Here is a 13,172-nt window from a genome sequence, read left to right as displayed (position 1 = left end):
CAGCTCGGGCCTCAACACAATCGGAGCATCACACGTGGCAGCACCCAACCGTCTCGATTCCGTCATCGCCCTGGCCAAACGCCGCGGGTTCGTCTTCCAGTCGGGAGAGATCTACGGCGGGTCCCGGTCGGCGTGGGACTACGGGCCCCTCGGCGTGGCGCTGAAGGAGAACATCAAGCGCCAGTGGTGGCAGACGATGGTGCAGGGGCGCGACGACGTGGTCGGGCTCGACTCGGCCGTCATCCTGCCGCGCCAGGTGTGGGAGGCCTCGGGGCACGTCGAGGTCTTCAGCGACCCGCTCGTCGAATCGCTGCACACCCACAAGCGCTACCGGGCCGACCACCTGCTCGAGGCCTACGAGGCCAAGCACGGCCACCCGCCCGAGAACGGCCTCGCCGATGTGCGAGACCCCGAGACCGGCCAGCCCGGCTCGTGGACGGAGCCGCAGAACTTCTCGGGTCTGCTCAAGACGTTCCTCGGCCCGGTCGACAACGAGCAGGGCATGGCGTACCTGCGCCCCGAGACCGCGCAGGGCATCTTCACGAACTTCGACAACATCCTGCAGTCGTCGCGCATCAAGCCCCCGTTCGGCATCGGCCAGATCGGCAAGAGCTTTCGCAACGAGATCACCCCCGGCAACTTCATCTTCCGCACCCGCGAGTTCGAGCAGATGGAGATGGAGTTCTTCGTCGAGCCCGGCACGGATGAAGAGTGGCACCAGTACTGGATCGACCAGCGCTTCCAGTGGTACGTCGACCTCGGCATCGACCCCGAGAACCTCCGCCTGTACGAGCACGCCGCCGAGAAGCTGTCGCACTACTCCAAGCGCACCGTCGACATCGAGTACCGCTTCCGCTTCGCGGGCGGCGAGTTCGGCGAGCTCGAGGGCGTCGCGAACCGCACCGACTACGACCTCAAGACCCACGCCGCCGCCTCGGGCAAAGACCTCTCGTACTTCGACCAGGCCAAGAACGAGCGCTGGACCCCGTTCGTCATCGAGCCGGCGGCCGGGCTCACCCGCTCGCTCATGGCGTTCCTGGTCGACGCGTACACCGAAGACGAGGCGCCCAACGCCAAGGGCGGCGTCGACAAGCGCACCGTGCTGAAGCTCGACCGCCGGCTGGCGCCGATCAAGGTGGCCGTGCTGCCGCTGAGCCGCAACGAACGGCTCTCGCCGCTGGCACGCGAGCTCGCCGCCGACCTGCGCAAGTACTGGAACATCGACTTCGACGACGCCGGCGCCATCGGCCGCCGCTACCGCCGCCAGGACGAGATCGGCACCCCGTTCTGCGTCACCGTCGACTTCGACTCGCTGGACGACGACGCGGTCACGGTGCGCGAGCGCGACACGATGGAGCAGCAGCGGATGCCGCTGGCGCAGCTGCGCGGGTACCTGGCCGAGCAGCTGCTCGGCAGCTAGCGGTCGGGCGGGGGCGGGCCCGGCTCGGCAGCTGGCTGCCGTGCGGGCCCGCCCCCGCCGCCCTGCCGCCCCCGCCGCCCTGCCGCCCCCGCGCCCTGCCGCCCCCGAGCCCTGCCGCCCCCGCGCCCTGCCGCCCCCGCCGCCCTGCCGCCCCCGAGCCCGCCGTCGCGCCGTAGGCGTCGGTAACTCCTGCTCCTTGCGCCGCGGCCCCTCGCGAGCCACCGAAGACGGTGCTTCGCGCGCCACACACAGGAGTTGCCGACGGCGGAGCCGTCTTGGAGCGGGTCGAGCGGCGGCACCTCCGTCCAGCCGAATCCCGACCGCGCAGTAGCCGCACGGCCCTGCAACTCGACGAGGGGCCCGGGCGAACGTCCGGCCCGACCGTCGAGACGGCGCCTCGCGTCGGCAACTCCTCCTCTGTGCAGCTCACGCCACCGCCGCCCGGCGTGCCGCCCCGGTGAGCGGCAGCGAGCAGGAGTTGCCGACCGGCGAGTCGGGGACGCGTCGCTGAGAGCGGTCCCAGCGGAGAGTCCTCCACAGTCCGACATCCCGGCGCCGCGTCCACAGCAGCGTGCGGAGTCGGAAGACCGAGGCCCGCCACGGCAGCAGCATCGCGTCATGACCACGATCGCCGAACTCGTCTCCGCTCACGGTGGGCTCCTTCACAAGCACGCCCTCGTGGCCGAAGGAGCCACCGACCGGCATCTGACCGCCGCTGTCCGCTTCGGCGGAGTCCGCCGACCGAGGCGCGGCTGGTACTCGACCTGGAAGCCCGACGACCCGCGGTACATCGCGGTCGCCGTAGGCGGTCGACTCACCGGCGCCTCGGCGCTCCATCAAATGGGCGCGTGGATGTGGCATCGCCCGAAGACCACCGTCTCGGTCCCCGAGTCCGCCTCTCGACTCCGTCGCAGGAGGGGCGTGAGGGTGGTCTGGGATCCCGCCGAGCTCTCGACGCGCGGGACGACCTGGTCGGTGGACTCCCGAGACGCGCTCGCACGGGCCGTGGTCGAGTCCGACAGCTTGGAGGACGCCGTCATCCTCGTCGACTGGGCCCGTCAGAGAGACGTCCTCGTCGACGACGACGATGCCCGGGAGGTGCTCTCGCGCAGGGGAGCCGACGCAGCCGGTCTCGCCGAGTGGAGCGACGGTGACGCGGAGAGCATCCTGGAGAGCGCCGCAGGGACGCGACTGCGGCTCGCCGGCCGAGAGATCCGGAGGCAGGTGCCGGTGGGTCCCCGCGGGGAGCGCATCGACATCGTGGTCGACGGTGTGGTGGCGCTCGAGACGGACGGTCGCGAGAACCACGCGTCCCGTTTCGACAAGGACCGCCTGAAAGACGCGACCATGATCCTCGCCGGTTTCCTCCCGATGCGTGCCAGCACCTCCATGGTTCGAAACCGATGGCCTCTGGTCGCCGCTGCAGTCGACGCGTTGGCGTCGCAGCCCCTCCGAGCGGCCGACGGTCTCGCTGTCCGTGAGTCCTCCCTGCCGCGGGTGCTCTCGGCGAGAGGCCGGAGGAAGTGGCGCCTCGGCAGGAGCCGGAGGCGCCGTAGACAGGAACCAACGCTCCACCGCGGATGGGGCGGGCAGGGGCGGGCAGGGGCGGCCCGTGGCGGCGCGACTCTCGGCGCCGGAGTCGGCGATGCCAGCCCGGCAGCCGGAGCAGGGCGTGCCCCGGCGCGGGAATGCAGGGCGCGGCCCGGTTGTTCGGCCGGTGTGACTGATACGCAGAACCGGGCCGTGAAGGTCGACATCTGGTCCGACATCGCCTGCCCCTGGTGCTTCATCGGGAAGCGCAAGTTCGAGGATGCGGTGGCGCGCTACGGCGGCCCCGTCGAGGTCGAGTACCACTCGTTCGAGCTCTCGCCCGACACCCCCGTCGACTTCGAGGGCGACGAGGTGCAGTTCCTCGCCGACCACAAGGGCATGCCCGCCGATCAGGTGCGGGGGATGCTCGACAACGTCACCGGGATCGCCGCCGAGGTGGGTCTCCACTACGACTTCGGCAAGCTGCGTCATACGAACACCGTCAAGGCGCACGAGCTCCTGCACTTCGCGAAGGCGAACGGCCTGCAGCGCGAGATGAAGGAGCGCCTGCTCGCCGCCTACTTCGAGGAGGGACGCCACCTCGGGCGCATCGACGAGCTGGTCGACCTCGCCACGGAGGTCGGTCTCGACGCCGACGCCGCCCGTGCCGCCCTCGACGACGGGCGCTTCGAACCCGACGTCCGAGCCGACCAGGCCCAGGCGCAGGCGTTCGGCATCACCGGAGTCCCGTTCTTCGTGCTCGAGGGCAAGTACGGCATCTCGGGGGCCCAGGCGCCCGAGATGTTCCTTCAGGCCCTCCAGCAGGTGGGCGCGGAGGTCTCCGCGTGACCGACCGCGCCACGGCGGCCCCGCAGTCGCCGCCGAGCGGGGAGCCGTCTGCCGCAGCGGCCACTCCAGCCGCGGGCACCCCGGCGCCGACGTTCACCATGCTGGGCGCTCCCGACGCGGTGGCCTGCGAAGGCGACGCCTGCCTGCTGCCCGTCCGCTGACCGGCACGAGACCAGGTCACCAGCCGAGGAGGCGCGGCGTCAGTCGCTGATGTCCGCCACGGTCGCGTCGTACCCGGCTATCAGGGCGTCGGCGTCGACGAACGCGGTGTAGCCGTGCTCGCCCGCGCCCAGGGCGACGCGGAGTCCGACGATGCGCTCGTCGGCGAAGACGGGCCAGGCCGTCGTGCTGCCGAGCGGGGTGATGGTGCCGCGTTCGTAGCCGGTGGCCTCGAGGGCGATCTCGGGGCGGGGGAGCGACAGCTTGTTGACCCCGACGACGGCGCGCAGCTTCGACCATGAGATCTGACGGTCGCCGGGCACCAGGGCGAAGAGGAACGAGCCGTCGTGGCGTCTGACCACCAGGCTCTTGACGATGTCCGACGGGGTCAGCCCCAGGAGATCCGCCGCCGCCTCGAGGCTGTCGGCCTCCGGCCGCGACACGACCTCCACAGCCACGCCGTGCGCCGCGGCATCCACCTCGACCCGCTGTCGTCCTGTCGGTCCGCCGTCGCTCATGGGAGAATCGTACTGATGTCCATTTCCACTCTGCCCTCCCGCGGCCTGTCGATCGGTCCGATCGAGGTCGCCTCGCCCGTCGTGCTCGCTCCGATGGCGGGCATCACGAACACGGCCTATCGCCGTCTGTGCCGCGAGTACGGTGCCGGTCTCTACGTCAGCGAGATGATCACCAGTCGTGCGCTCGTCGAGCGGACGCCCGAGTCGATGCGTCTCATCCAGCACCACGAGTCCGAGACGCCCCGAAGCATCCAGCTGTACGGCGTCGAGCCGAACACGGTCGCCGAGGCGGTCACGATGCTCGTGGCCGAAGATCGCGCTGATCACATCGATCTCAACTTCGGCTGCCCCGTGCCGAAGGTCACGCGCAAGGGCGGCGGTTCCGCCCTCCCGTGGAAGACGGGTCTGTTCCGCGAGATCGTCGAGCGGGCGGTGTCGGCGGCGGGCGACATCCCGCTGACCATCAAGATGCGCAAGGGGATCGACTCCGACCACCTCACCTATCTCGAGGCCGCGAAGGCCGCGCAGGGGGCGGGTGTCGCGAGCATCGCCCTGCACGCCCGCACGGCGGCCGACTTCTACTCGGGCACGGCCGACTGGTCGGCCATCGCCACGTTGAAGCAGACCGTCACCGACGTGCCAATCCTCGGCAACGGCGACATCTGGTCGGCCGCCGACGCCCTCCGCATGGTCGACGAGACCGGGTGCGACGGGGTCGTCGTGGGGCGCGGCTGCCTCGGGCGTCCGTGGCTGTTCGGCGACCTGGCCGCGGCGTTCCGGGGCGAAGACCTGAAGGCCGAGCCCACGCTCGGCGAGGTCGGTCGGGCCTTCCGGCGTCATGCCGAGCTCATGGTCGAGTTCTGGTCGGGCGACGAGGGCCGCGCCTGCCGCGACATGCGGAAGCACGTCGCGTGGTACTTCAAGGGCTATCCCGTCGGCGGCGAGGTGCGCTCGGCGCTCGCTCTCGCCGACTCGCTGGCCGAGATCGACGACCTGCTGTCCACCATGGACGCCGCCGAGCTCTACCCGGGCGCAGCGGCGGAGGGCCCCCGGGGTCGAGCCGGCAGCCCCAAGCGTCCGGCCCTGCCCGACCGCTGGCTCGAGAGCCGCGACCTCGACGAGGCGTTCAAGACCGAGCTGGCCGCGGCCGAGCTGCACCACAGCGGGGGGTGACCCGCGCAGGGTCCCGACCCGCGCCTCCTTCGCCTCCGCCCCTCCCGATCGAAAGGCCCCGGTGTCCACCGAAGCCGCGTCCACCGAGTCCGCCCCGAGCACGTCCGCGGGGTACGAGCCCGCCGACTCCGAGCGGTGGCTGCCCGAGCAGCATTCGAACCGGCGCAGCGACTTCGCGCGTGATCGGGCGCGGCTGCTGCATTCGAGTGCGCTCCGGCGTCTGGCGGCGAAGACGCAGGTGCTCAGCCCGACCGCGGGTCTCGACTTCGCGCGCAACCGGCTGACACATTCGCTCGAGGTCGCGCAGGTGGGTCGTGAGCTGGCGACCAGTCTCGGTCTCGACCCCGACGTGGTCGACACGGCGTGCCTCGCGCACGACCTCGGGCACCCGCCGTTCGGGCACAACGGCGAGAAGGCGCTGAACGACTGGTCCGTCGGCATCGGCGGCTTCGAGGGCAACGCCCAGACCCTGCGGCTGCTGACGCGCATCGAGCCGAAGGTCATCGACGGGTCCGGCCGCAGCTACGGGTTGAACCTGACGCGGGCGAGCCTCGACGCGAGCTGCAAGTACCCATGGCCGGCCGCGCAGGGCGTGCCCGACCCCGGCGGGCGGATGAAGTTCGGCTTCTACGACGACGACACCGAGGCGTTCGGCTGGCTGCGGGCGGGTGCGCCGCGCCGCCGCCGCTGCATCGAGGCCCAGGTGATGGATCTCAGCGACGACATCGCGTACTCGGTGCACGACCTGGAGGACGCCGTGGTGAACGGCTACGTCGACGTCGCGACGCTCGGTTCGAGCGACGGGCACGACGATCTCGTGACGGCCATGCACGAGTGGGTCGGCGGCGAACTCAGTCGCGACGAGCTCGTCGAGGCCTTCGACCGCCTCCGCGCGCAGCCGTTCTGGGTCGACTCCTATGACGGCGGGCGCCTCGACCAGGCGCGGCTGAAGAACCTGACCAGCCAGCTGATCGGTCGTTTCGCCGGTGCGGCGACCCAGTCGACCCGCGAGTCGTACTCCGAGAAGAGTCTGACCCGGTTCAGCGCGAGCATGGTGGTGCCGCCCGAGGTGATCGGCGAGATCGCCGTCCTCAAGGGGATCGTCGCGGCCTTCGTGATGACGCACGGCACCCGGCAGCCGATCTACCAGAACCAGCGCGAGCTGCTGACGGGTCTCGCCGACGCGCTCTGGGCGGCCGGGCCGTCCGAGCTCGACCCCGGGTTCGCGGCCGACTGGGCAGCGGCCGCCGACGACTCGGCCCGTCGTCGCGTCGTCGTCGACCAGGTGGCCTCGCTGACCGACCAGAGCGCCATCGCCTGGCATGCGCGACTCGTCCTCCCCAGCTGACCCCCGAGCCGAGGAGGCACGGGTCGGCACCCGCGAGCGACCGTCGGTGTCAGCAGCGCGACCTACAATCGAAACGTGCCCGGCCTGATCAAACGAAACGACATCGACGAGGTCCGCTCGCGCACGAACATCGTCGACGTGGTCTCCGATCACGTCACCCTCAAGGGCGCCGGCGTCGGGTCGATGAAGGGCCTCTGCCCGTTCCACGACGAGCGCAGCCCCAGCTTCCACGTGCGTCCGCAGGTGGGTCGGTACCACTGCTTCGGCTGCGGTGAGGACGGCGACGTCTTCAGCTTCGTCCAGAAGATGGACCACACTACCTTCCAGGAGGCCGTCGAGCGTCTGGCGTCGAAGATCGGCTTCGAGCTGCACTACGAAGACGGCGGTCAGGCCAGCGACCACGGCAACCGGGCGCGCCTCATCGCCGCGAACGAGGGCGCGCGCGAGTTCTTCGTCGAGCACCTGACGGCGTCCGACGCCGACCCCGCGAGGCGGTTCCTCGGCGAGAGGGGCTTCGACCCTGCGGCGGCGGAGCGCTTCGGGGTCGGTTTCGCGCCGAAGTCGTTCGACGCCCTGCGCGGCCACCTCAAGGGCCGCGGCTTCAGCGACGACGAGCTCGTGGCGGCCGGTCTGCTGAGCAGCGGCGACCGCAGTCCGTACGACCGGTTCAGGGGTCGCCTGCTCTGGCCGATCCGCGATGTCACGGGGTCGACGATCGGCTTCGGGGCGAGGCGTCTGCTCGACGACGACAAGGGCCCGAAGTACCTCAACACCCCCGAGACGCCGATCTACCACAAGTCGCAGGTGCTCTACGGTCTCGATCTGGCCCGTCGCGACATCTCGAAGGGCAAGCAGGTCGTCATCGTCGAGGGCTACACCGACGTCATGGCGTGCCATCTGGCGGGGGTGACGACGGCCGTCGCGACCTGCGGTACGTCGTTCGGCGTCGACCACATCAAGCTGCTGCGGCCGATGCTGGGCGACGTCGGCGGGGCCCACACCTCGGCGAGCGGCGAGGTCATCTTCACGTTCGACCCCGACGAGGCGGGGCAGCGCGCCGCCTCGCGGGCCTACGCCGAAGAGCAGCGCTTCTCGGCGCAGACGTTCGTCGCGGTCGCCCCCGACGGCCTCGACCCGTGCGATCTGCGGCTGAACCGGGGCGACGACGCCGTCCGGCGTCTGGTCGAGACGAAGCGTCCGCTGTTCGAGTTCATGATCCGTCGGGTGATCGACGAGTTCGACCTCGAGACCGTGGAGGGTCGTGCCGGTGCGGTCCGGGCCGGGGCCCCGGTGCTGGCGACGATGCGCGAGCAGTCGCTGCAGCGCGGCTACGCGCGGATGCTGGCGAAGTGGGTGGGCGTCGACACCGACGAGGTCGTGGCGGCGTATCAGGAGGTCGCGAAGGCGACGGCGAGCCAGAACTCCCTCGAGCGCGCCAAGCCGCACGACGCCTCCGACGGCCCGCAGTCGATCACGAGTCTCCCGCCGTTGCCCGACGAGCCCGCGGGCCCGACCCTGCTGACTCTGCCGTCCGACCTGACGACCCGCACCGAACGCGACGCCCTGATGGCGATGCTGCAGCAGCCGGCCGCCGTCGGTCTGACGCTGATGCAGCGCGCGGCCCGTGCTCGCCTGGAGAACAGCGCGCTCTCGGTGGTCCGCGACGCCATCGGCGTCAGTCTCGACCGGCTCGAGGCGAGCGACTGGCTCGACGCCGTGCTCGATCAGACGCCCGCGCCTTTCGACGTCCTCGCGAAGGAGCTGGCCGTCGCGCCGATCCCCGAGCGGGAGGGTCGGGAGATCACCACGTACTGCCGCGGCATCGTCTCGTCGCTGGTCGAGCGCGACATCCTCCGCGAGAAGGCCGAGGCGATGGGCCAGCTGCTGCGCACCGACGCGAAGGTCGACCCCGCGCGGCACCGCGAGATCCAGCTGCGCATCGTCCAGCTCGAGAACGAGCGCCGGGTCGTCCGGCAGGAGTAGCCCGGCGGCGGCGGCAGCGGCAGCGGCAACGTCAGCGTCAGCGTCAGCGTCAGCGTCAGCGTCAGCAATGGCCGCATGGATGCGCATACATCCGCCCGCCCGTCGAACCACGCTCTGAACAGGCCGAAAAGCACGACGCGGACCACGTGGCAAAGGTTCATTGCGGGCCTGTAAACACTTCCGCGAGGAGTAGGGCCGCGAGTCCGGTGTGTGTTACCAATGGATCCACCCCGAATCGGGCGCGAACACAGCCGTGCCCGCGGGGTCTCCTTGCACACAGAGAAAGAGGTAACCGGATATGACATCCGACTCCAAGCTCGGACGACGCGCACTCGCCGTCGTCGGTGGCGCCGCTGCCACCACCCTCATCCTCGCCGGTTGCGCCTCGGGCGGTGACGCCGACTCCGCTCTCGACGGCATCAGCGTCGGCACGACCGACGTCATCACCTCCCTCGACCCGGCCGGCTCGTACGACAACGGCTCGTTCGCCGTGCAGAACCAGGTCTTCGGGTTCCTCATGAACTCGCCGTACGGCAGCCCCGACGTCGAGCCCGACCTGGCCGAGTCGGCCGAGTTCACCGACCCGGTCACGTACACGGTCACCATGAAGCCCGACCTGACCTTCGCGAACGGCAACGAGCTGACCGCGAGCGACGTCAAGTTCACGTTCGACCGTCAGCTGGCGATCGCCGACCCCAACGGGCCGTCGTCGCTGCTCGGCAACCTGGCGAGTGTCGAGACCCCCGACGACAGCACCGTCGTCTTCACGCTGAACGGCGCCGACCAGACCTGGCCCCAGATCCTGTCGAGCCCGGCCTCACCGATCGTCGACGAAGAGGTCTTCTCGGCCACCGAGCTCACGCCCGCCGACGACATCGTCGCGGCCGACGCGTTCTCGGGTCAGTACTCGATCACCGACTACTCCGAGAACGAGACGATCGCCTACGAGGCTAACGATGCGTACGACGGCGTGCTCGGCGCGGCGAAGACCGACTCGGTCCTGGCTACCTACTACACCGAGGAGACCGATCTGAAGCTCGCCGTGCAGCAGGGCGACGTCGACGTCGCCAACCGCAGCCTGAGCCCGACCGACCTCGCCGACCTGGCGAAGGACGACGCTCTGACGGTGCACAACGGCCCCGGCGGCGAGATCCGCTACCTGGTGTTCAACCTGAACACGATGCCCTTCGGCGCCACGCAGACCGACGCCGACGCCGAGAAGGCCCTGGCCGTCCGCCAGGCCATCGCCGACACGGTCGACCGCGACGCTCTCGCGAGCGAGGTCTACAACGACACGTACACGCCGCTCTACTCGGTCGTCCCCGACGGCCTGACCGGCGCGACGAAGCCGCTCGAGTCGCTCTACGGCGACGGCGAGGGCGGGCCCGACGTCGACGCCGCGACCGAGAAGCTCTCGGCGGCCGGCATCGAGACCCCGGTCTCGATCGACCTGCAGTACAGCCCCGACCACTACGGCGCCTCGAGCGACGAGGAGTACGCGCTGATCCAGACGCAGCTGCAGGCCAGCGGCCTGTTCGAGGTCAACCTGCAGTCGACCCTGTGGGACACCTACAGCACCGAGCGCCGCGAAGACGCCTACCCCGTGTACCAGCTCGGCTGGTTCCCGGACTTCTCGGACGCCGACAACTACCTGTCGCCGTTCTTCGTGAAGGACAACTTCGTCGGCAACCACTACGACTCCGCCCAGGTGCAGGGTCTGCTCGCCTCCGAGATCGCGGAGTCCGACGAGGCCGCCCGCACCGAGATCATCGGTCAGATCCAGGACGTCGTCGCGAACGACCTGCCCACGCTGCCGCTGCTGCAGGGCACGCAGGTCGTCGTCTCGCAGAGCGACGTGCAGGGTGTCGACGACACGCTCGACCCGTCGTTCAAGTTCCGCTACGCAGCGCTCAGCCGCTGACCGGTTGATCGCGCGAGCGAACATGTTCCACGACGCCTGACACGCGAGGGGCGTCCCGCCATGGTGCGGGACGCCCTTTCGTGCGTCGTGCGTCGCCCTCACCCCTGAAAGGCACCCCCCGTGACGTCGCTCATCGAGGCCCCCCTCGCGAGCGGGCCGCCCACCCCCGACCCCACCGTGCGACGACGTCGTCCCGGTGGAGGATTCGGTCGCTACCTCGTGGTCCGCGCGCTCCTCATCATCCCCACCGTCTTCATCCTGGTAACCCTGGTCTTCTTCCTGATGCGGGTCGTCGGCAACCCGATCACCGCCTCCGTCGGGGGCCGCCTCACCGAGGCCCAGCTGCAGGAGCGCCTCGCCGCCGCCGGTTACGACCGCCCGATCATCGTCCAGTACCTCGAGTACCTCGGCCAGATCGTTCGGCTCGATTTCGGCACCACCGCGACCGACAACCGCCAGATCAGCGAGGTCATCGTGACCTACGGCTCGGCGACCGTCGAGCTCGTCTTCTACGCGCTGATCATCGCGCTGGTGATCGGCATCCCGCTCGGCATGCTGGCCGCGTACGTGCGCGACCGCTGGCCCGACGCGATCCTCCGCATCCTCGCGATCCTCGCCTACGCCACCCCGGTGTTCTTCGCGGGTCTGCTGCTGAAGCTGACGTTCTCGGTCTGGCTGGGCTGGTTCCCGCTGGGCGGTCGCGCCTCGACGCGCGTGGGCATCGCCCTCGGACGGATCGAGAGCCCGACGGGCATCTACCTGATCGACGCCCTCCGCACCGGCAACAGCACGATCATCGTCGACGTGCTCTCGCACGCTGTGCTCCCGGCGCTCACCCTCGGGCTGCTCACCGCCGGCATCTTCCTGCGTCTGGTGCGCACGAACGTGATCGGCACCCTGGGCTCCGACTACATCGACGCCGCCCGTTCGCGGGGCGTCAGCGAGCTCCGTCTCGTCCGCAAGCACGCCCTGAAGCCCGCGCTGATCCCCATCATCACGGTGATGGGTCTGCAGATCGCGATGCTGCTCGGCGGCTCGGTGCTGACCGAGACCACGTTCGGCTGGCGCGGGCTCGGCTTCCAGCTGCAGCAGTACCTCTCGGCCCGCGACTTCATCGCCGTGCAGGGCATCGTCGCCGTCCTGGCGGTGATCGTCGCCGTCACGAACTTCCTGGTCGACGTCATCGCGGCCCTGATCGACCCCCGTGTGAGGTACTGACCATGACCGACTCCGGCAGCACTTCCAACACCTCCAGCACCACCGGCACCGGCGTCCTCGCCGACCGTCGCGCTCCGCTCTGGAAGCGCCTCCCGATCGTCGCGCAGCTGCGCCGGTCCGTGGGCCTGCAGCGCGGCATGCTCGTCGCCGGCGTGGTCATCTGCGCCGTCTTCCTGCTCACGGCCGTGTTCGCCCCGCTCATCGCCCCGTACGGCTTCGGCCAGCTCGGCGACGACGCGGGCACCTTCACCCGTCAGGCCCCGCCGTCGGCCATGCACCTCTGGGGCACGACCGTCGGCGGCTACGACGTCTTCAGCCGGGTGGTCTGGGGCACCCGCACCGCGATCGCCGTCGTGGTCGTCGCCGTCGTGCTCTCGATCACGATCGGCGTGGCCCTCGGTCTCGTCTCGGGCTACCTCGGCGGCTGGCTCGACCGGGTGCTCGTCGTCATCGCCGACGCCGTCTACGCGTTCCCGTCGCTGCTGCTCGCCATCGTCGTCTCGATCGTGATCAGCGGCGGTCAGTCGAGCCTCTGGGGCGGGATCGTCTCGGCCGGCATCTCGATCACGGTCGTCTACGTGCCGCAGTACTTCCGCGTCGTACGGGCGGAGGCCGTCCGGCTGAAGAGCGAGGCCTTCGTCGAGTCGGCGAAGGTCGTCGGCAGCAGCACGCCGCGCATCATGTTCAAGCACGTGCTGCGCAACTCCACGCGCAGCCTGCCGCTGATCCTCACGCTGAACGCGTCCGAGGCGATCCTCACGCTCGCCGCCCTGGGGTTCCTCGGGTTCGGCATCGGTCCGACCTCGGCGGCCGAATGGGGCTACGACCTCAACCGCGCGCTCAGCGACACCGCGAGCGGCATCTGGTGGACGGGCGTCTTCCCGGGCGCCGCCATCGTGCTCATGGTGCTCGGCATCACCCTCGTGGGCGAGAGCCTGAACGACCTGGCCGACCCGCGCCTCCGGACCCGCCGTCGGGCCCGCCGCAAGACGAAGAACGACACGGCGACCCCTGCGGTCGCCGCCGAGGAGGTCCCCGCGTGAGCGACACGAC

The 13,172-nt window shown here is 70.2% G+C and carries 10 protein-coding genes; 8 read left to right on the top strand and 2 right to left on the bottom strand.

Annotation, left to right across the window (positions count from 1 at the left end; genetic code table 11):
* Window positions 1–34: 34 nt before the first annotated feature.
* Complete coding sequence (locus tag ACZZY9_RS02325; protein ID WP_243216380.1) at window positions 35–1,420, top strand: glycine--tRNA ligase; 1,386 nt, start codon at window positions 35–37, stop codon at window positions 1,418–1,420.
* A gap of 426 nt (window positions 1,421–1,846) precedes the next feature.
* On the opposite strand, the gene ACZZY9_RS02320 is transcribed toward ACZZY9_RS02325, so the two are convergent.
* Window positions 1,847–2,071, bottom strand: a complete 225-nt coding sequence (locus ACZZY9_RS02320) for a hypothetical protein (protein ID WP_463462825.1) — start codon at window positions 2,069–2,071, stop codon at window positions 1,847–1,849.
* Window positions 2,072–3,139: 1,068 nt separating this feature from the next.
* Between ACZZY9_RS02320 and ACZZY9_RS02315 the strand changes: the two genes are divergently transcribed.
* Window positions 3,140–3,799 (top strand): DsbA family oxidoreductase, encoded by a 660-nt coding sequence (locus ACZZY9_RS02315; protein WP_463464625.1) that lies wholly within the window; start codon window positions 3,140–3,142, stop codon window positions 3,797–3,799.
* Between the two features lie 200 nt (window positions 3,800–3,999).
* Here ACZZY9_RS02315 and ACZZY9_RS02310 read toward each other — a convergent pair whose 3' ends face one another.
* A complete protein-coding gene (locus ACZZY9_RS02310) occupies window positions 4,000–4,476 on the bottom strand; it encodes an aminoacyl-tRNA deacylase (protein ID WP_243215294.1) in 477 nt (158 codons plus the stop codon).
* Window positions 4,477–4,491: 15 nt separating this feature from the next.
* Between ACZZY9_RS02310 and dusB the strand changes: the two genes are divergently transcribed.
* The 6 genes from dusB (at window position 4,492) to ACZZY9_RS02280 (ending at window position 13,162) form a co-directional block, all read left to right on the top strand.
* Window positions 4,492–5,649 carry a tRNA dihydrouridine synthase DusB gene (gene dusB, locus ACZZY9_RS02305; RefSeq protein WP_463462824.1) on the top strand — a complete coding sequence of 386 codons (1,158 nt, stop codon included), beginning with the start codon at window positions 4,492–4,494 and terminating at the stop codon, window positions 5,647–5,649.
* A gap of 61 nt (window positions 5,650–5,710) precedes the next feature.
* Window positions 5,711–6,997, top strand: coding sequence for a deoxyguanosinetriphosphate triphosphohydrolase (locus tag ACZZY9_RS02300; RefSeq protein WP_308196233.1), 1,287 nt, complete (start codon window positions 5,711–5,713; stop codon window positions 6,995–6,997).
* Window positions 6,998–7,072: 75 nt separating this feature from the next.
* A complete protein-coding gene (gene dnaG / locus ACZZY9_RS02295; RefSeq protein ID WP_463462823.1) occupies window positions 7,073–8,980 on the top strand; it encodes a DNA primase in 1,908 nt (635 codons plus the stop codon).
* 298 nt (window positions 8,981–9,278) lie between these two features.
* On the top strand, window positions 9,279–10,901 hold the full coding sequence (locus tag ACZZY9_RS02290) for an ABC transporter substrate-binding protein (RefSeq protein WP_243215297.1): 1,623 nt from the start codon (window positions 9,279–9,281) through the stop codon (window positions 10,899–10,901).
* Window positions 10,902–11,021: 120 nt separating this feature from the next.
* The gene (locus ACZZY9_RS02285; protein WP_192057923.1) at window positions 11,022–12,119 is read left to right on the top strand and encodes an ABC transporter permease; all 1,098 of its coding nucleotides are present in this window, start codon (window positions 11,022–11,024) and stop codon (window positions 12,117–12,119) included.
* Between the two features lie 2 nt (window positions 12,120–12,121).
* Entirely contained in the window at window positions 12,122–13,162 is a 1,041-nt protein-coding gene (locus ACZZY9_RS02280) for an ABC transporter permease (RefSeq protein ID WP_243215299.1), read from the top strand.
* Window positions 13,163–13,172: the final 10 nt, after the last annotated feature.

The sequence above is a fragment of the Frigoribacterium sp. AC394 genome (genome assembly GCF_979258095.1).
This window is presented reverse-complemented; position numbering and strand designations above follow the sequence as displayed.